The sequence below is a fragment of the Micromonospora chaiyaphumensis genome, assembly GCF_900091435.1.
Lineage (GTDB): Bacteria > Actinomycetota > Actinomycetes > Mycobacteriales > Micromonosporaceae > Micromonospora > Micromonospora chaiyaphumensis.
In genome coordinates this window covers 1-18,672 of sequence record NZ_FMCS01000015.1, presented here as the reverse complement: position 1 = coordinate 18,672, position 18,672 = coordinate 1, and the positions used below count along the sequence as shown (strand labels likewise).

Below are 18,672 nucleotides of genomic sequence, written 5' to 3'. Positions count from 1 at the left end.
GCTCACCGTGACCACGGTGGCCGCCCGCACACGCGAGTTCGTCGCCGTCCGTCGGCTACCCCGCAGGCATCTCCCGTCAACGTCAGGTCCTCGATCTAACCGCACCTAACCGGCGATCGCCGGCCGATCACTCATTATTCGCCACGCGCGCCCGGCTGGCGCCCGACCACGGCGCGGATCTCAGGGGGTGTCCCGAGATCCGGTCGTCGCACTTGATCAGCGACGCGGTCGAAGCGTGGATCACTGCTGACCTCCACACCAGGAAGGACGTGCCCATGACGGATGCAACGGAGCCCGTACCGGCGCACTCGATGTTCACGGTCCTCGCCGCGCTCAGCAAGCTCGGCGAGGCCACTGCCACGGCCGTGGCCGAGCACGCCGGGCTCGGCTACTCCACGGCGACGGCGAAGCTGCGCGCCTGGGAGAAGACCGGGCAGGCCGAGCGGTTCCGCAGCGACGACAACCGCACCATGTGGCGGTTGACCGACACCGGCCGTACCACGACCGACACTCCACCCTCCACCCAGGGGGCGGCTGGCGCACCCTCCGCCGGGGCCGCGGTCGCCACCTCAGACACCGCCACCCCGACCGATCCCCTAGGCACCGTCGACAGACGAGACCAGGACGGCGAGCGCCCTGTACCGGCGGACGGGCGCACGGATGACCTCCCCCCGACCTCGACTTCCACCAGCAGCGCACGCGCTCCGCTGGACATCGTCACGTCTTCCGGCGGCGGTGTGGACGAACAGCCTCCCTCGGAAGAGGCGATCCACGACCGCCAGCAGCCCGACCCCGTGCCCGCCGACGCCGAGGCGAACAGTGGCCCGCAGGGGCAGGCAGCTCCGACGGGGAACGGCCGCCGGGTGAAGGGCTCCCTGCGGGGTGCGGTACTGGACATCCTCGAAGCCCACCCCGACCGGCAGTACAAGACCAGTGAGTTGTGCAAGCTCATCGACGCCGCGAACGCCGGTAGCGGCGCGAGGAAAGCCAGCCAGGGCGCGGTGTTCAACGCGGCTATCAAGCTGGTCGCCGCCGGCACGCTCGTGCAGACCGTCGAACGCCCGGCCACCTTCCAACTCGCCCCCAACGATGGCGGCCAGTAGCCCACTCGTCAGGCAGCCCGAGGGCGGGCGTCGAAGTTTGCGGCCTCACGCCCGCCCCCGGTGCTCCTTCTTATCCAAGGAGCGTTCCGAGTGTCTCCCATCCTGCAAGGCATCGTCACCACCGTCGGCGGGATCCTCGCCGGCCTCGCCCTCGCCGGCGCCCTCCTGTGGCGTCAACAGCAAGCCCTCGACGCGGCCCGCTACGAGGCCAGCCACGACGAGATCACCGGGCTGCCCAACCGGCGGCTGTTCGTCGCCCGACTGCGCGCCGCCCTCGCCGAGCGGGCGGCGGTCGGGGTGGTGCTGCTCGACCTCGACGGGTTCAAGGCCGTCAACGACAGCCTCGGCCACGACACCGGCAACCTCCTGCTCGCGCACGTCGGCCGGCTCCTCGCCGCCCTCGAGGCGCCCGTGGAGATCGCCGCAAGGTTGTCCGGCGACGAGTTCGCCCTTCTGGTGCGCGGCGACCACGAGGAAGTGGCCGCTGCCGCCCGCGCCGCATGGCAGGCCATCGGCGTCGCCCCCTTCCGCCTGAACAGCGGCGAGGTCAGTGTCAGCGGCTCCGTCGGCTACACCCACAACCCCGCCTACCTGTCCGCGAACCCCCGGCAGCTGCTGGCCGAGGCGGACGCGGCGATGTACCACGCGAAGCGTTCCGGTGCCGGTGTGCACGGCCACCATCCCTGGGCCGCCCCGGTGGGACGCAGCCGCGACCGCCACCACCACTGACAGGTCTGACGCCTTGAGGGCCCCGCAACCACCCGGTTGCGGGGCCCTCCCCCTTTCGCCGCCCTGACAACGGAGACCCCTTGTGCTGTCCTTCACCGCTGTCCACGCCCTGGCCGGTTGCCTCCTGACGACCGACGTCGACGCCGAGCATCTGGGCTGGGGCCAGCCCCCGACGCTGCTGCTCATCCACACCCGCCCCCTCCACACGGCCTCGCCCGCGCACGCTGTGCGCAGCGTGGAATTCCCGCTGCGCCGCGACGACCTGCTCACCGACCCCGCTGGCCTGCCCGCCCTGCTGCACCGCCTCGCCGCAGGCTTGCGCCAGCCCGACGCGGCAACGCCCTACCGGGCCGCCCTCGACACGATCGTCCGCCTGATCCGGGCGACCGAACCCGATGCGCGGCTACTGGCCTGGGCCACCTGCTACGACGACATCCTCACCATCGGCGACGCGCCGGGGCAGGCCCGCCGGATCGACGCCGTCGACACCGACGGCCGCCTCTACCAGCTCAGCCACCCGCGCGGCGATGACCGGCCGCTGCTGCTCATCGACGACAGCCCCGGGCCGAGCGACGTCCCCGCCACCTATCCCGGGCTGACCGCCCTCCTCACCGCCACCACCCAGAAGTCCAGCAGCGGCGACCACGGGACGCATGGGAAAGCCGGGCCGTTGCGGCGACCTGACGGCAGCGACGAGGAGCCGATCTTCATCACGTGGGGGCCCGACGGGACGTCACTGCGCTGCCAGGTGTGCGGGGCCGTCGACGAGTTCGTCCAGGACGAGATGCCGTCCATGGCCGGCTACGGCGAAGACACCTATATCCGCTGCAGCCGCTGCGGATCCGTCGAGACCAGCGACCCGATCTTCGGCTGGCGCGCCAAGCCCGCCCCTTGGCCGGCATCCCCGCAACGGGACGAGCCGTGACCGTCCCGTCCGGCGTCTCGGCCACCCGGTGCGCGCACCTCATTCCCTCCCACTCCCGCATCTGCTGCGAAGGAGACCTGCCCCGTGAGCACCCACTGCTTTGTCGGCACGACTGATCCTGCGAACCCGCGCCTCGTGTACGCCCGTTTCGTGCTCCTCGACGGCTACCCAGGCGTCGTCGTGCCCGCCCTCGCCGCGATCTGGGTCGGCCACGCCCGCCGCGACGCCCACGCGCTGAGCACCGCGATCCTCGCCTCCGACTGGGAGTACCTCGACCCGGCCATCACCGCCACCACCGAATCCGGGCTCGCCGGGCAGCGCCCGGTGCCCGGCGTCGGCATGACCCTCGCCAGCACCACCGACGGTGCCATCGACGCTGCGGAACCGGTCACCGTGTTCCCGCTGTCGCACGCCCGGCACCTCGACGTGGAATGGATCTACCTGATCGACCCGCTCACCGCCACGGTCGCCGTGCACACCGACGACGGGCAGCACCTGGCCCGCTACCGGCTCGCCGGCTGCCTGCCCCCGTCACCGGATGCCACCTGCACCCCCGCGAGCCGCCCACCCGCAGCCCGCCACGCCGCGCAGCCAGTGGCGGTCCGGCGGTGAGCGGGCGCGGTCTCGCCGCAATCGCCGCTGGGGTGCTCGCTGTGCTGATGCTGTGCGCGGGCGGAGTGGGGATGCTGTTCACCGGCGGTGGCACCGCCTCGGCCGCGTGCAACGGCACTCTCGGCTCAGGCCGGCAGCCGTTGCTGCTCGCCGTCACCGTGTCCCCGCCGGCCGCGGGCGTCGGGGGCTGGACCGGTGAGCAGGTCACCAACGCGGCGGTGATCGTGTCCGTCGGCGTCAAGCTCACGGTCCCGCCCCGAGGCTGGGTCATCGCCCTGGCCACCGCCATGCAGGAGTCCACCCTGCGCAACCTGCACGGCGGGGACCGCGACTCGGTGGGGCTGTTCCAACAGCGCCCGTCCCAAGGCTGGGGCACACCCGCCCAACTCCAGGACCCGCGCTACGCGGCCGGGAAGTTCTACCGGGCGTTGCTGGCCGTCGACGGTTGGCAGGCCATGCCGTTGACCGACGCCGCCCAATCGGTGCAGCGCTCCGCCTACCCCGGCGCCTACGCGAAGTGGGAGGACGACGCGATCGCCCTGATCCGCGTCCTGGCCGGCGGCACCCCCGCCGGGCCTGTCACCGCAGATCTGGAGCAGGCGATGAGCAACCCGCTGTGCCTGTTCGACGCAGGTGACGGCCAGCCCGGCGGCGAGCAGGTGCCGCTGCCGGCCGGGTTCACCCTGCCGGCGGGCACGCCGGCGGCGGTCGTCACGGCGGTCGGCTGGGCGCTGGCGCAGCTCGGCAGCCCGTACACCTTCGGCGGGGACTGCACCGCACCCCACTCCGGTATCCCCGCCCGCCAATGCGACTGCTCCTCGCTGATGCAACAGGCCTACCGGGCCGCCGGCATCACCCTGCCCCGCACCACCAGCGACCAGATCCACGCGGGCCGGCCGGTCACCGACTACCGGGACCTGCGGCCGGGGGACCTGCTGTTCATTCCCGGCAGCCGCGGCACCACCGCCAAGCCCGGGCACGTGGGCCTCTACCTCGGCCAGGGGCTGATCGTGCAGGCCCCGCACAGCGGCGACGTCGTCAAGATCAGCCGCCTGTCCGCGTGGGCCGAGCAGCTCGCCGCCGCGCGCCGCGTCATCGGCTGAACCACCGCATCCCTCAAGCCCTTCACGGATCCCGTCAGCCGGGGCTGCCTCGTAGGCGCCGACGGCTGCGGATCCCCCATCCCTTCGGAGAGGACATCACCGTGACCGACACGGACCACACCAGCAGCAGGAAACAGCCGGGGACCCGGCCCGAGGACCACACGGACTGGGTCGCGCTGGGCCGCCGGCTGCAGAACATCCAGAACACCCTGGTCCACCACGAGAACACCCCGCGCTACGGCGACGACTACTACGCCGAGGCGCTGCGCCGGCTGCTGACCGACTCCCGCTGCGGCTGGATCAGCAGCGCGGAGCACCAGCGGCTGCTCGACCTCCACACCCAGGTGGACCGGCGCAACGCGCAGGAGGCGAACCGGCGGGCCCGGGAGGCCCGCGCCCGCTACGCCACCGCCTCCCGCACGATCCGCGCCGAACTGGCCGGGTGGCTGCGCCGGGTCACCAATGAGCAGACCGTGCCGGCCCGCTACCGCCGTGAGGGGGTGCTGCTCGCCGCCGACTGGCTCGACCCGGCCACCTCCGCGGCCCCATACGCCAGTTCCCCGGCCAGCGCCGCCTCCAGTAGCCCCCATCAGGCGGCCGTGTCGCCGGTCCACTCTGAGGTGCTGCTGGCGTTGCGGAACGCCGGTGAGCATGAGGGACAGCTTGCCGCGGGCTGGTGGCAGCAGCACGCCCTCGAGGGACGCACCACATCGGAGCAGGAGCAGACCGCCCAGACGGTCCTGGACGGCATCGACAGCAGCGACGACGCGGTCCTGGCGGCGTTACCCCGCTCCGACGTCGCCGGCTACGACGCCGACCGCTACCAGGCCCACGCCCCGGCCGGCGCCCCCGGCTGGTCGGAGCTGCCCGATCACGATCAGGCGCTGGTGGTCGACGCGGTGCGGGACGGGTTCACCGACGCCGTCCGCGACGGTGTCGCCGCCCGCTGCCACGCCGTCCTCACGGCATGGGAGGGGACCCGATGACCTACCAGCCTGGCGAGCGGGTAGCGCTGGAGCACACCAGCGACCCGCACACGCTGCTGCGTCCGGGTGACGAGGGCACGGTGCGCCACTACCACCCGGACCAGCAGGTCCTCGAGGTGAACTGGGACAGCGGCTCCTGCCTGTCGATGCTCCTCGACGCCGGTGACCGCGTCCGCCGGCTCCCCACCCCCACCGGCGACGCCGGCTGGGAGCAGGTGCTCGACGCGATGCGGGCCGCGGGCGCGGCGGCGGGCCGGGACGCGGCCGTGTGGTGGGCGCAGAACGTTATCGGGGGGAGGGCCACCGGCGACGTCCGCGAGGTCGCGCGGCAGGTCCTGGCCGGCATCGACGACGTGGACCCGCCCGTCATTGACGGGCTGCCCACCGCCGACCGGTACGTCCTCGCCGAGGACCGCGACCGGTATGCCGAGCACGCCCCGCAGGGTTCGCCGGCGTGGGAGGAGCTGACCGGCCGGCAGCGCGACCAGACGCGGTGGGCGTGGTGCGACGGGTTCGACGACGCCGCCGAAGCCGAGGTGGCCCGGCAGTGCCGGATCGTGCTGCACCCGCACGGCGACGACCGGGACATGAGCCACCTGGCTCCCGACCGGGTGCGCCTGGGCGGGCCGGGCGTCTTCGCCGGGGACTGGGCGTGGACGCCGAACGGCCACGGACAGACGCGGATCCCGGTCGGGTTCGTCGGCATCCTGGTGGACACGTGGAACGGGTGGGCGGTGTTCACCTGCACCCGGCAGGTAGCCGAGGCGATCGTCGCCGACCAGCAGGCCGCCCGCGACCGCTACCGGCAACAGCTCGCCGCAGAGGGCGTCAGCGGGCAGCGGCAGGAGCGGATGGTCGACGAGTCCATGGCGCGGCTGTGCTTCGACGGCGACGTCATCGTCGCCGACGAAACCCGCGTGCACGACGACCCGGACGCCATCGAACGGATCAGCCCCGACTCGGACGGCCGGTACGTCGTGATGGGCCGCGCCTGGACGTGGCTGCCGGTGCACCCGTACGACTGCGACCGCATCGCAGGCGACATCCCCGACCCGCCCACCGCCGCCAGCACTCGTGGAACGCAGGCGGAGGGAGCACCTGATGCCTGACGACGACCTGGCTGACGAGTTCGGCGAGTACGCCCACGAGGACATCCTGCAAGCCCTCGTCCTGAGCCTGCTGACCAGCGCCGACCTGGACGAGCTGTGCGACGACGCCGACCTGCCGCAGCTCACCCACGACGACGGGCTGCCAGTGACGATCACGTCAGCGCGCACGTACCGGGACGCGGGGGTCCTGACCCTGGACCGCGGGGTATGGCTGGAGCTGTCCGACGGCAGCGTCTTCGGCCTGACGGTCGGCATTTCCCGCCGCCCCCGCGGCGAGGTCACCCTCCGCCGAAGATAACCCACAACTGGCGCACCCGCTCCCGGATTCGACTTGATCGATCCCGGCGCGGGTGCGTTCCTTGTCGTCGCCCACCACCCGATGGCGGCGGCACCACCGATCCGCAGCCCGTTGGGCTGCCTGCTGAGCACCTCACGGAGCTTGCCGGCCATCCCCTGCCAACCGGGGTCCGGCCCGTTCACCGCCCCGTCTCCACCGCGCGGACACCGCACCACCTTGCCCGCGCACCCCGGAGACGGGGGTGCGCGGGCTCAACCCCAGATCACAGGAGGCCTGCATGGACCCTGCAACCCCAACCCCAACCCCTACCACCGGTGATGCCTCCCCCACACCCAACCCGGGTGACGGCCGCCGGCCCGGCTACCTCTACCGGCAGGTCGCCGCGCACCTCGCCGCGCACCCCGACCGGGTGTTCAAGGTCGGTGAGCTGACCACGGCGATCGCCGCCCCCTCCACCGGCGCGGTGTTCGAAGCCCTGAAGAAAATGGCCGCCGCCGGCTACGCCACCCATCAGACGGGCCCGCACCGGTTCCAGATCACCCAGGCCGGGATCGACGCCGCCGGGACTATGCCACCGCCCGCCCCGCGTACACCCCGCCAAGGACGTCACGGGGCGAGTCGGCGGCAGCCCGTCACGCGCCCCAACGGTGACCTGTACTTCCCCCGCAAGCTCGCGGGCGCCACCGACGTGGACGTGCTGCGCAGGCTGCGGGAGAAGCGTATCCCCGTGCTGCTCTACGGTCCGCCCGGCACCGGCAAGACCGCCCTCGTCGAGGCCGCCTTCCCGGACCTGCTCACCGTCGCCGGAACCAGCGACACGGTCGTGGAGGACTTCCTCGGCAACTTCATCCCCCTCCCGGACGGCGGGTTCGAGTTCGTCTACGGGCCCCTCGTCACCGCCATGCGCGAAGGCCGGGCGCTACTCGTCGACGACGCCACCCTCATCCCACCGAAAGTCCTCGCCGTGCTCTACCCCGCCATGGACGGACGCCGCGTCATCACCATCCCCGGCTACCGCAACGAACGCGTCGAAGCCGCCGACGGGTTCTACGTCATCGCCGGCCACAACCCCGGCGTGCACGGGGCGATCCTCACCGAAGCGCTCGCCTCGCGGTTCGACGTGCACCTCGAGGTCACCACCGACTGGGACCTCGCCCGCCACCTCGGCGTCCCCAACCCCGCCGTCCAAGTCGCCATCGCCCTTAACGCCGATCTCGCCGCCGGACGCGTCACCTGGGCGCCGCAACTGCGCGAGCTGCTCGGCTTCGCCCGCGTCCGCAAAACCCTCGGCCTGCCCGCCGCCATCTCCAACCTGGCCGGCCGCGCCCCCGCCGACGACCGCGAGCCGGTCCTCGCCGCGCTGCGCCAACAGTTCGGCACCGACATCACCGCCCTGACCCTCGGCAAACAGCGCTGACCCCGAAAGGAGAACCCCTGATGCCTCATCCGCACAGTCACCTGCAGACCGGCCCGGCCACGTCCCGGGCGGGTGACCCGGACTGGCAGGTGTGGAGCGACGCCTGGACCCGGCACATCCCAACCCTGGCCGGCCGCAGCGACCTGACCGTCACCGTCGCCCCCGGCGCCGGTGGCGGCGCACCCGCCTGCTGCTACCCCGACGCCGGCCGCATCGAGGTCGACGCCACCTACATCGGCGCCCCCGACATCGCCAACCCCCGCCGGGCCGGCCACAAACGCCTCGTCCCGACCGCCTACGGGCTGCTCGTGCACGAGGCCGCGCACGCCGCCCACAGCCGCTGGCGCACCCCGCCCGGCACCCCACCCGTGGTCGCGGCTGCCGCCGAGCTGCTCGAGGAGTCCCGCATCGAGTACCGGCAGCGCACCCGCCGGCGCGGCGACCGCCGGTGGCTGCGGCACACCGTCACGACCCTGATCAGCTCCGACGACGCCGCCGTCGACGACCCTTGGCACGCCGCCCACCTCGCCGCGCTGCTGCTCGCGAGGGTGGACGCCCGCATCCTCACCGCCAAGGACACCAAAGGCATCCGCGCCGCCGTGACGACCGTGCTGGGCCGTAAGCGGCTGCTGCAGCTACGCGACCTGTGGCGGCAAGCCCACAGCGTCGACGACAGCGACGCCGACACCATGATCGACCTGGCGTGGCGGTGGTGCCGCATCCTCGACGTCGACCCCCACCGCCAACCACAGGCACCCGGAGCGGACGCGGGCGTGTTCGCCGGCCTGCTCGCCCAGGCGCTCACCGACTACCTCGCCCAGACCGCCGGGCTCACACCAGGGCAATACCGGGACCAGCAGATCACCGAACGGTTCTGCGCGCCCGCGACGTGGACCCGCCGCGACCCGACCGACGGTGAACGTACAGCGGCCCGCCTCCTCGCCGCCCGGCTGCGCGCCGCCCGCACCCACCACGCTGAACCCGACACGCGGCCCAGCACCGTTCCGCCGGGACGGCTGCGGACCCGCCACGCCATCACCGCCCAGGCGCAGATCGCCGCCGGCGCCGCGCCCACCGCCACCCCCTGGCAGCGGCGCACACAGCTGCCACCGCCGAAACCGACCCTGCACCTGGGCGTCATCGTCGACGCCTCCTTCTCCATGCACCCCTACGCGGCACCGATGTCCTCAGCCGGGTGGATCCTCGCCCACGCCGCCCACAGCAACCAGGCGGTCACCGCCACCATCGCCTTCGGCAGCGACGTCACCCTGCTCGTCCCGCCCCGGCGACGGCCCACCCACGTGCTGGAACTACGCGCCAATGGCGGCAGCACGGCCTTCACGGACGCGGTGAAACTCGCCGACCAGCTGCTGCAGCTGCGTCAGCCCGGCCGGCTGCGGATGCTCGCCGTCGTCTCCGACGGCGACCTGCCCGACACCGGCCCCGCCCAACGCCTCCTCACCACCCTGCACCGCACGGGCTGCCCGGTGCTGTGGCTGCGCCCCGCCGACCTGGACGGGCACACCTTCACCGACGCCACCACCATCCTGGTGGCCGACCCGGTGCAGGCCATCGGCCACATCGCCGACGCCGCGGTCACCGCCCTCGAGCACGCCTGACCCGTCTCTCGGCCGGGCTCTCCCCTGGCCGAGGTGTCAGCTCGCGGTCGACCGAACTCCGGCATCACGCCGACAACCACCGGTCGAGATCACTCATCGCGCTCCCACTGGCCGTTGCTCGGCCACCCCGCGCACTTCCAACGCCGAGCACGGCCGCTCAGCCGTGCCCGGACCCATCACGACAGAACAGGAGAAACCGTGAACAGCCCGAACAACCCGCGCCTGCCGATCACCTCGCCCGCGGACCTGCTCACCGCCGTGCCCTACCTGCTCGGCTTCCACCCCACCGACAGCCTCGTGATCGTCGGCCTCACCGGCACCCGGATCGCCGTCGCCAGCCGCGCCGACCTCCCCCAGCCCAGCCAGGTCGCCGCCTGGGCCGACGACTACATCCTGTCGCAGATCCGCATGCTGCGGAACGCGGCGGCCACCCGCGCCATCGCCGTCGGCTACGGCCCCGCCGCCACCGTCACCCCGGCCATCGACACCGTCATCCCGCGGCTGGCCGCCACCGACATCGACGTCTTCGACGCGCTGCGGGTCACCGACGGCCGCTACTTCTCCTACCTCTGCCAGGACCCCGCCTGCTGCCCCACCGACGGCGTGCCCTTCGACCCCCAGCGCAGCGACATCACAATGCACGCCATCGTCGCCGGCTGTCACGCCCTACCCGACCGGGCCGCGCTCGTGGCCAGCATCGCCCCCACCACCGGGGACGCCCGCGTCGCCGTCACCCGCGCCACCGCCCACGCCCGAGCTCGACGCCGCACCCTCATCAGCGAGGCCGGACGCGACGGCCTGATCCGCGCCGGCGAACAGGCGGTGCGGGACATGCTCGCCCGCTACGCCGACGAGCAGACCCTCACCGACGACGAGTTGGCCTGGCTCACCGTCCTGCTGCCCGTCCCCGCGATCCGCGACGTCGCCTGGCAGGCCACCGACGCCCAGCCCTGGCACGTCGTCATGTGGACCGACATCACCCGCCGCGCGCACCCGCCGCTCGTGGCCCCACCGGCGAGTCTGCTCGCCTTCGCCGCGTGGCGCCGCGGCGACGGCGCGCTCGCCTCCATCGCCGTCGACCGCGCCCTGGCCGCCAACCCCGCCTACACCCTCGCGCAACTGCTCGACCAGGCGCTGCGCGCCGGGCTCACCCCGTCCGTGCTCGACGGCTGGCCCCACCCCGGCCAGCCCACCACCGCCTGACCCGCGCCCGTCCCGTCTGGAGACATCCATGTCCGCACCACACCTCGACGTCCAGCGGCTGCTGCACGACCAGGGCTACGCCCTCGACCCGGATCAGCTCGCCGAGGCCTGCGCACACCACCCAGAGCAGCTGTGCGCGCTGCTTGCCGCAGCTGGCACCATCGCCGCCAGCAGTGCCCAGATCACGGTCCTGACCGACGCCGCGAACCTGCTCGGCGACGTCCATGCCAGCAGCGACGCCGACACCGTTCTGTCGCTACGAGAGCGGCTCGACCGGGTCGCTGACGCCCTCACCGCCGCTCTCGCCCAGCACGACAGGGCCACCGCCGCCCTACGACACACCTGCGGCGCCCTGATCCGCACCGACCTCGCCGTGCTCTCGATTCCCGAGCACGGCAGCCCCGCCGAGGCGCCGGGCGACGCCACCGACTCGACGCCCTGAGCCAGACACCCGCACCCGCCGCCCCGAACCGGCGGCGGGTGCGCCGGTAAGCAACGCAACGGAGGACCTGATGACCGAACCGACGGCGGCCCCTGCCGCACCCCCGAGCCTCGAATCCGTCCTGCGCCATGCTTGGGACGCCTTCCACCCCGGCCAGCCAGCCCCGCTGGGATGGCTCACTCACACCAGCACCCAGATCCAGGCCTACCTGCGTAACCACCACAGCGACCCGCAGCCGCCGCCCGCAATCCCCGAATCGTTGACGCAGCTCCGCAGACAGATGTGGCAGGCGCTGCGCGAGGCGGTCAGCGAGCACGACATCGACATAGATGCGGCCAACCGGGTCATGGAGGTCGTCGACCTGCCGCTGCTGCCCCGCCGCTGGCAGGTCCGCCTCACCCTGACCGTCCTCGCCGAGCTCACGGCCGGCACGAGCGACGACGCCTTCGACGCCGCAGAAGCCGCAATCGAAACCGCCCTCGCCGGCGCCGAAATCGAGGCACGCATCGAGTGGAACGGCAACGAACGCGACAACGCCGTCCCGGGCGACCTTGACCCCACCGACCCGTGGCCCGGCTGCCCGCGGTAACCACCGCATCCCGGGCTACCCGGGACAAGCGGTCTCCTCTGACCCGCCGCTGCCTCCCCTGCTCATCACCGTCGGGGTGAGGCGATCACCGCGCGGCTCCCGAGAAAAGCGTGGAAATCCCACACACAGCAGGTCCCGGCCCGTTTCGCCGCTACCAGCCGACTCCCAGGGCCGGAGACTGCTGCAGCCCACGCATGTTGCGGTGGGTCTGCTCGTCGGGCGGCCGCAGGCCGCCCAGCCTCCCGGGACAGGGCGTTGACGAGCCGTCGGCGCGCTGGGCGCTGGAATGCTTCCTGCCCCCTGCGGCCGCTCCCTCCTCGCTGAAGCCCAGGCTCACCTCCTCGACGACGACTTGATCTATCGGGAAAGTCGAGCGTCACTCATGGCTGCCGCCACCCCGGCGGACCCGGCAGCGGCCCACACCGCTGGCCGGGGTGGCGGCCACCCGAGCCGACAATCCGCGAGAGGCAACGCCGATGACGCAGCCGCACCGCCGCTGCATTCCCCGCGACGTCACCGACGTCCTGCTGTGGCTGCTCGCCGCCGACGTCGCGTCTGCCCACCTCCCTGATCCCCACCGGCCGGACCGCTGCGCCAACCTGCGCTGCACCGGCGAGGCCTACCCGTGCCCGCCGGCGCGCGACGCCCGCCGCGCCTGCCACGCGGCCACCCGAGGCGAAGTGCTCGCCCGAGGGCGAGCGAAGGTCGCTGCTCCAGCCGGCGCGGCGGCGCGGTTCGCCGGCTGGTTCCGGCCCACCCGGCCGGTCCCACCGCCGCAGCGGCCGATGCCGGCGCCGCGCGCCGCCTAACAACTCGCGCTGACTCCCCACCCGGCGCCGCAGTCGGTCCTTCTGCCCTACCGGCGACTGACGCCTCGCCAAGTCGCGTCGCTGTCCGCGCTTCGGCGCCTCATGCCCCTGCGCCCTACCACCGCGGGCTACCGGGGCTTCGGATGCCTATGCCGCAACCCGGGCAACGGCGTCGGCTGCAGGCTGCCAGAACCCCATCCGGCTCGCCCGCGCCTAACGCGCTGGTCGCGCCCCCGCCACCTGCGGTGCAGGTCCGGACCGCCAGCAAACCTCGCCCCACAGACCGAGCCGCTCGAACAGCGCCCCAGTGCTTCACAAGGAGAGGAGAAACCCTATGGCAACCGCGATCGACCCGAACGACGACGCCGATGGCGGCGATCTCAGCGTCGGCGACCCTCAGCTGGGCAAGTCACGGCTGCTATCGCGGCAGTGTGACACCTGCGTGTTCGCGCCAGGCAACAAAATGCGTCTCACCCCGGGCCGGCTACACGACCTTGTCGCCGAAGCCCGGACCAGGCAGTCCTTCATCATCTGCCACTCGACGCTTCCGCATTACATGCATCCCGAGGTCAAGCCAGCGATCTGCCGCGGCTTCGCCGACCGCTACGACACCCAGGCGTTGCAACTCATCGCACGGCTCTTCGGTTTCGTCGAGGTCGACCCGCCCGAGCAGGGTCCACCCGACCTCAGCACCTCTACCTGAACAACCACATCAACGAATGCCCGGAGCGGGTGCGGTACGAGCCGCGTGGCCGGCCACCGTTGCCCGCATCCCCAACCGAAGGAGAGCGTTCCTCGTGACAGGAATAGACGACCTTCTGCACCGCCAAGCCGAGATCATCGACAGGGTGGGCTGGGCCGTAACTCTCGTCGTCCCCAGCGACGACGACCTCGACGACACCGCACCCTTCGCCTACACCGTCGGGCTCACCGCACACGACTACCCGGAGCTGATCATCGCCGGACTCGACCCGGCTACCTCCCAAGCGCTGCTCAACGACCTCGCGAGCAGGGTCTACGACAAGGCGGAGCATTTCCGTCACGGTCAGCGCCTCGGCGACCTCATCGCCGGATACGACGCGGTCATCATCGACGGCGGCCCGACCGAGTATCTGCACCCGGGCGGCGCGATCAGCCGCTACGGCCGCGACCGCGTCCGCCTGCAGCAGGTTGTCTGGCCTGACCCGCACGGCCGTTTCCCCTGGGACACCGCCTACGCGTTTTCCTCCGCCGTGCAGCCGCTGATCACGCGGCCGTAGACCTCGGCCCCGTGGGGCCGGATGCGATGTCGCATCCGGCCCCTCGCCGCGAGGTCCTTCGTCGCCGGAGCCGCCTGTCAACGACCGGCGCGAGGACAAAGATCGGTCCTTTTGTCTTTGCGGCGTCCCTCGTCGGCGTACGGGCTGAAGCGCAGAACCGCGTACGCCACCGAGTACACAACGGCATCGACATCCTCAAGCTCAGCGGCGGGCTGACCGGCCGAGTCGCCGCCAGCACACAGAAATCATCGGCTACCCACAGTGATTTGCCGAGCCCCGGTGGCGTCCGGATCTGCCGATGAGAGTACATTGGCGCCCTTTTGAGCTTGATCTGTCCAACTTATTTAGTTGGCGTCAGGCCATCTCGCGTGCACCGGGATTGATTGTCGGATGCCTGACATGTTTTCGTTCGTTTGAAGGTTTTTGGTGTTTGGTGTTGTGGTGCTGGTGAGTGGTGATTCGTCGGCCCGTCGGGCCTTTGTTCGATCTTCATTTGCTGTTTCCGCTTGCTAGTCGGATGGTTTTACCATTTTTCGACGAAGGAGTCGGGGTGGCGCAGACGGTTGCTGTGCGGGTGGGCGCGGTCGAGGTACTGGTCGAGGTCGTACCTGCGGCTGGGTCACAGCAGACGTCGGTGGGCGGACGCGTCGATCGCGCCGTGGACTATGCGGCGGGTGCGTTCGAGCGGGCGCAGTCGGCGGTGGAGGAGATCGCGGTGTCGACGGCGCGGATGGTCGGCCGGGTAACGCGCCGGGTCGGTAGCCCGGAGTCGGTGGAGGTCGAGTTCGGGCTGAAGGTGTCGGCCAAAGGCGACGTGATCGTTGCGGGTGCCTCGGGCGACGCATCATTGAAGGTGAAGATCATTTATGGTGCGGGTGGTGACCGTACACTTCGAGGGCCGGGCGAAGTGGAGCCGGACGACGCGGACACCGGCGTCGAGGAACCGCAGGATGCCGCGTAATGAGCGTGCGGGTGGTTGGGTACGACTTTCTCGGCTGGGTCGCTGCTGACGGTGCGGCGCCTGTCGGCACCTGTTTCCAGGTCGAGCCGGGGGTGCTGGTCACGGCCCACCATGTTCTCGTGGACATCGGTGCGGCGGCGGTGGGATGCGTGGTGCGGGTCGGGCCCGTCGGCGGCGGTGCTGGATGGAACGCGACGGTCCAACGCGTCGACGAGGTGCACGACCTGGCGGTCCTGCGTGCCGAGCAGCCGCTGTCGGGGTCTGTTTCGCAGGTGGTCGTCTCCGACGGAGTGCGGGACAACGAGGCGGTGACGACGGCCGGCTACCCGACGGTCGAGGACGACGGGCACGAGTACGCGCTGCTGACCGCGGGCGGCCACTGGCGCGGACCGGCACTGCGAGACGGCGTGTTGTGGTCACGTCTGCAGGCGGACGCGGTCATGCCGGGTATGAGCGGTGCGCCGGTGCTGCGGACGTCCGACCGGGCGGTGGTGGGCGTGGTCTCCGGCCGCTACAACTCCCAGGACGGCTGGCTGGCCGGTGCGGTGTGGGTGTCACGGGTCGAAGATCTGTCCGCGCTGCTGGACGGGGTGGCATCGGTCATCGTCGAGGAGACCGTGCCGGCGAATGGGCTGCTGGACATGGTGCTGACGGTGTCGCAGTCGCAAGTGCGCCTGTCGGGATGCGGACAGGATGTGACGGCGACGCATCGTGGTGTGTCATCCGGCCTGGCCAACGCGTTGCAGGACGTACGTCGGGAACGCGCACGCCGGCGCGTGGTGGTGCGTGACCTTGCGGCCGGAGGCCAGGCCGCCGGTGTGGTGTCCTTGCGGCGCGCCGGCGAGTTGTTGGCGGAATCGTTTCTGCCGGTCACGGTGGCGCAGGCGCTGGCCCGGGTGATCCGCCGGGCGCAGCGGGAGCATGTGCCGGTGCGGGTGGGGGTGCAGGCGCCGGATTGGTGGTGGTTGCCGTGGGAGGCGTTGCCTGAGCCGGTGACCGGCCGTCCGATGGTGCTGCACGAGCTGGTGTCGGTGTATCGGAGGGTGGAGGCGGCCGGTTCCCGGTCGGCTGTGGTGCCGGGCCCCTTGCGGATTGTGGTGGCGATCGCCTCGCCGGAATCCGGCAGTGGTCCGCTTCTCGATTACGAGCGGGAGTTGGGCAGTGTCCTGGACGCGGTGCATGGGGCGCACCGCAGCCGGGCGGTGGTGCGGATCGTGCCGTTCGCCACGACGGCGGCCATCCGTGCGGTGCTGGACGAGGACACCACGCATGTGCTGCATCTGTCCGCGCACGGTGCGCCGGGCATCCTGCACTTGGAGGACGAGCAGGGTCGTGCGCGGTCGGTGGATCCGGAAACCCTGATAGCGGAGGCGATCCCGGAGGGCCGGATGCCGCGGGTGATCTCCCTGGCGGCCTGCTACACCGATGCCGACGGCGAGGACGGTGCGGGATCGTTCGCCGCCAGGCTGGCCCGGCGGGGCGCGGGCGCGGTGATCGCGACGCAGACGTCGGTGACCGATGTGTACGCCACACGGTTGTTCGCCGCCGTATACGCCGAGCTGGCAGCTTCGGTGCGGCCGGATGTGGTCGCTGCGGTGGCACAAGCCCGTCGGCGCGTGCAACGAGACCTAGCCACCGGCCCGGACCCGCTGACCCAGGCGGTCGCGGGCATGGACGAGTGGAGTGTGGTCAGCGTGCTGGCCGCCGCACCGTCTGTGACCGTCGTGGACGGCACTGCACCAGCCGAACCTCGCGCGGAGATCGTGCCGGACCTGGGCGGCCTACTCGCCCGGCCGGTCGGGCAGTTCGTCGGTCGCCGGCACGCCCAGCGCACCCTGCCCGGCCTACTCAATGACGGCACCGGTACGGCGGTGCTGCTGCACGGTATCGGTGGGGTCGGGAAGACCACCCTGGCCGCCGAGGTAGTACGCCGCCTGCTGGACACGTCGCCGGACTGGCGTCTGGTCACCGTGACCGGGCCGGTCACCGTCGACGGGCTGTTGACCGCGGTCGCCGATGCGGCCCGCCGGGAGCTGGTGCTGCGGGCACAGTTCAGCGGCCCGCCGATGGTCGCGGTGCAGGCGGCCAGCCGGGTGGACCTGCCCTGGTCCGACCGGTTCGCTCTGCTGCGCGATCAGGTCCTGGCCGGCACGAGGATCCTGGTGGTGCTGGACAACTTCGAGGACAACCTGATCCGTGACAGCGGCATTGACGCCGGTTGGTCAGTCGGGGATCCCGGGTTGGCGGGATTGCTGGCCGCCTGGTTGACCAGCCCCGGCCGTAGCCGGCTGCTGATCACCAGCCGTTACCGATTCGGGCTACCCGATCCGGCCGCCGAACGGCTGCATCCCTATCAGGTGCCTCCGTTGAGCCTGGCCGAGACCCGAAAGCTGCTGTGGTCGCTGCCCCGCCTGGACCGGCACGCCGCCGACCTTGGCGCCCAGCGGCGGATCTGGCAAACAGTCGGTGGCCATCCCAGGGCCTTGGAGTACCTTGACGCGCTGCTGCCCGGCACCGACGGCGATCCTGCTGGACAGGGCCGCTTCGCCGACATTACCCGACGCCTGCGCCAGGCCGTCGAAACACGGCTCGGTGCTGCCGGCACGGCAGCGTGGCTGGCCCAACAGCGCACCTTGGACGCAGCGCTGGCCGACACGGTCACGCTGGCTGCTGACGATGTCCTGCTCACCGAGCACCTGACCCGCCTCGACACCATCGAGGGCGCGGTCCGGCTGCTGGCCGGGATCAGCGTCTACCGCGAACCCATCGACATCAACGGGCTGCTGTTCCAGATCGGCATCCCGAACCCGGACGCCGATCGGGAACAGCAGCCCGGCGGCAGGGCAGAGGCAGCCAGGCAGATCCGTGACCTGCTGTCGCGATACGCACTCGATTTGAACGAGCTGGCGCAGGCACTCGGGCAGGACACTCCGCTGACCCCGGCAGACCGCGAACGTCTCGCCCGGCTTCTTCAGCAGGCACGCCAACTCCATCAGCCCCCGTTCACCGCACCACCGGGCATGACCGGGCTGGTCCGGCAACTAGCCACGACCAGCCTGATCGCCGTCGTCGATGACGACCGGATGGTGATGCACCGCTGGACCGCCACCGAACTGCATCGCCACTGGAACACCGCCCACGGTCCACACCACCGCCCCGGGCTGGTCACCGCCGCCCACCACGCCGCCGCGACATACTGGCGGTGGCGCGTCGAGACCTGGCCGCAAAAACCGGTCGACGACCTCCACGATCTCAACGAAACCCGTCACCACCTGCTGGCCACCAATGATCTGGAAACCGCCGGAACCATCACCGAGCACATCTGCAGCCAACTCGACCAGTGGGGGGCATGGGACCGAGAGACTAGCCTCATCCACGACACCCTTCGCTGGCTTCCAAAAAATTCACCCCGCCGCCCGGCCTGGTACCACCAGCTCGGCATAATCGCTCAGTACCGGGGTGACTACGCCGAGGCCGAACGCCGCTACCAGCAATCCCTGACCATCAA

Annotated in this window: 18 protein-coding genes; all 18 read left to right on the top strand. The window is 71.5% G+C overall.

Features of this window, described 5'->3' with window-relative positions; genetic code table 11:
- Window positions 1-212: 212 nt before the first annotated feature.
- Window positions 213-1,103, top strand: coding sequence for a MarR family winged helix-turn-helix transcriptional regulator (locus GA0070214_RS29485; RefSeq protein ID WP_244167902.1), 891 nt, complete (start codon window positions 213-215; stop codon window positions 1,101-1,103).
- Window positions 1,104-1,193: 90 nt separating this feature from the next.
- Window positions 1,194-1,832 (top strand): GGDEF domain-containing protein, encoded by a 639-nt coding sequence (locus GA0070214_RS29480; RefSeq protein ID WP_091269799.1) that lies wholly within the window; start codon window positions 1,194-1,196, stop codon window positions 1,830-1,832.
- 82 nt (window positions 1,833-1,914) lie between these two features.
- Window positions 1,915-2,757 (top strand): hypothetical protein, encoded by an 843-nt coding sequence (locus GA0070214_RS32160; RefSeq protein ID WP_244167901.1) that lies wholly within the window; start codon window positions 1,915-1,917, stop codon window positions 2,755-2,757.
- Between the two features lie 84 nt (window positions 2,758-2,841).
- Window positions 2,842-3,369, top strand: coding sequence for a hypothetical protein (locus GA0070214_RS29465; protein ID WP_208602951.1), 528 nt, complete (start codon window positions 2,842-2,844; stop codon window positions 3,367-3,369).
- 47 nt (window positions 3,370-3,416) lie between these two features.
- Entirely contained in the window at window positions 3,417-4,472 is a 1,056-nt protein-coding gene (locus GA0070214_RS29460) for a C40 family peptidase (protein ID WP_167364362.1), read from the top strand.
- 101 nt (window positions 4,473-4,573) lie between these two features.
- Window positions 4,574-5,458, top strand: a complete 885-nt coding sequence (locus GA0070214_RS29455; RefSeq protein ID WP_091269797.1) for a hypothetical protein — start codon at window positions 4,574-4,576, stop codon at window positions 5,456-5,458.
- The gene (locus GA0070214_RS29450; RefSeq protein WP_091269796.1) at window positions 5,455-6,567 is read left to right on the top strand and encodes a DUF4314 domain-containing protein; all 1,113 of its coding nucleotides are present in this window, start codon (window positions 5,455-5,457) and stop codon (window positions 6,565-6,567) included. Before GA0070214_RS29455 ends, GA0070214_RS29450 begins: the two co-directional genes overlap by 4 nt.
- The gene (locus tag GA0070214_RS29445; RefSeq protein ID WP_091269795.1) at window positions 6,560-6,865 is read left to right on the top strand and encodes a hypothetical protein; all 306 of its coding nucleotides are present in this window, start codon (window positions 6,560-6,562) and stop codon (window positions 6,863-6,865) included. Before GA0070214_RS29450 ends, GA0070214_RS29445 begins: the two co-directional genes overlap by 8 nt.
- A 277-nt stretch (window positions 6,866-7,142) precedes the next feature.
- On the top strand, window positions 7,143-8,282 hold the full coding sequence (locus tag GA0070214_RS29440) for an AAA family ATPase (protein WP_091269794.1): 1,140 nt from the start codon (window positions 7,143-7,145) through the stop codon (window positions 8,280-8,282).
- A 20-nt stretch (window positions 8,283-8,302) separates the two neighbouring features.
- Window positions 8,303-9,901: a vWA domain-containing protein gene (locus tag GA0070214_RS29435; protein ID WP_091269793.1), complete on the top strand. Its 1,599-nt coding sequence runs from the start codon at window positions 8,303-8,305 to the stop codon at window positions 9,899-9,901.
- Between the two features lie 198 nt (window positions 9,902-10,099).
- Window positions 10,100-11,104 carry a DUF4192 domain-containing protein gene (locus GA0070214_RS29430; protein WP_091269792.1) on the top strand — a complete coding sequence of 335 codons (1,005 nt, stop codon included), beginning with the start codon at window positions 10,100-10,102 and terminating at the stop codon, window positions 11,102-11,104.
- 28 nt (window positions 11,105-11,132) lie between these two features.
- On the top strand, window positions 11,133-11,546 hold the full coding sequence (locus tag GA0070214_RS29425) for a hypothetical protein (protein ID WP_091269791.1): 414 nt from the start codon (window positions 11,133-11,135) through the stop codon (window positions 11,544-11,546).
- Between the two features lie 70 nt (window positions 11,547-11,616).
- Window positions 11,617-12,135, top strand: coding sequence for a hypothetical protein (locus tag GA0070214_RS31610; protein ID WP_139141934.1), 519 nt, complete (start codon window positions 11,617-11,619; stop codon window positions 12,133-12,135).
- A gap of 476 nt (window positions 12,136-12,611) precedes the next feature.
- Complete coding sequence (locus tag GA0070214_RS29415) at window positions 12,612-12,944, top strand: hypothetical protein (protein WP_091269789.1); 333 nt, start codon at window positions 12,612-12,614, stop codon at window positions 12,942-12,944.
- A 334-nt stretch (window positions 12,945-13,278) separates the two neighbouring features.
- Complete coding sequence (locus GA0070214_RS29410) at window positions 13,279-13,647, top strand: hypothetical protein (protein ID WP_091269788.1); 369 nt, start codon at window positions 13,279-13,281, stop codon at window positions 13,645-13,647.
- A gap of 94 nt (window positions 13,648-13,741) precedes the next feature.
- On the top strand, window positions 13,742-14,203 hold the full coding sequence (locus GA0070214_RS29405; RefSeq protein WP_091269787.1) for a DUF4262 domain-containing protein: 462 nt from the start codon (window positions 13,742-13,744) through the stop codon (window positions 14,201-14,203).
- 550 nt (window positions 14,204-14,753) lie between these two features.
- On the top strand, window positions 14,754-15,164 hold the full coding sequence (locus GA0070214_RS29400; RefSeq protein ID WP_091269786.1) for a CU044_2847 family protein: 411 nt from the start codon (window positions 14,754-14,756) through the stop codon (window positions 15,162-15,164).
- Window positions 15,164-18,672 (top strand): CHAT domain-containing protein (locus tag GA0070214_RS29395; protein ID WP_139141933.1); only part of this gene is annotated, 3,509 nt, incomplete at its 3' end. The genes GA0070214_RS29400 and GA0070214_RS29395, both read left to right, overlap by 1 nt.

Bases quoted from the DNA above. Each gene is read 5' to 3' on its own strand.
- GA0070214_RS29460 (WP_167364362.1), top strand. From the start codon at position 3,417: ATGCTGTGCGCGGGCGGAGTGGGGATGCTGTTCACCGGCGGTGGCACC.
- GA0070214_RS29450 (WP_091269796.1), top strand. From the start codon at position 5,455: ATGACCTACCAGCCTGGCGAGCGGGTAGCGCTGGAGCACACCAGCGAC.
- GA0070214_RS29445 (WP_091269795.1), top strand. From the start codon at position 6,560: ATGCCTGACGACGACCTGGCTGACGAGTTCGGCGAGTACGCCCACGAG.
- GA0070214_RS29440 (WP_091269794.1), top strand. From the start codon at position 7,143: ATGGACCCTGCAACCCCAACCCCAACCCCTACCACCGGTGATGCCTCC.
- GA0070214_RS29435 (WP_091269793.1), top strand. From the start codon at position 8,303: ATGCCTCATCCGCACAGTCACCTGCAGACCGGCCCGGCCACGTCCCGG.
- GA0070214_RS29425 (WP_091269791.1), top strand. From the start codon at position 11,133: ATGTCCGCACCACACCTCGACGTCCAGCGGCTGCTGCACGACCAGGGC.
- GA0070214_RS31610 (WP_139141934.1), top strand. From the start codon at position 11,617: ATGACCGAACCGACGGCGGCCCCTGCCGCACCCCCGAGCCTCGAATCC.
- GA0070214_RS29415 (WP_091269789.1), top strand. From the start codon at position 12,612: ATGACGCAGCCGCACCGCCGCTGCATTCCCCGCGACGTCACCGACGTC.
- GA0070214_RS29410 (WP_091269788.1), top strand. From the start codon at position 13,279: ATGGCAACCGCGATCGACCCGAACGACGACGCCGATGGCGGCGATCTC.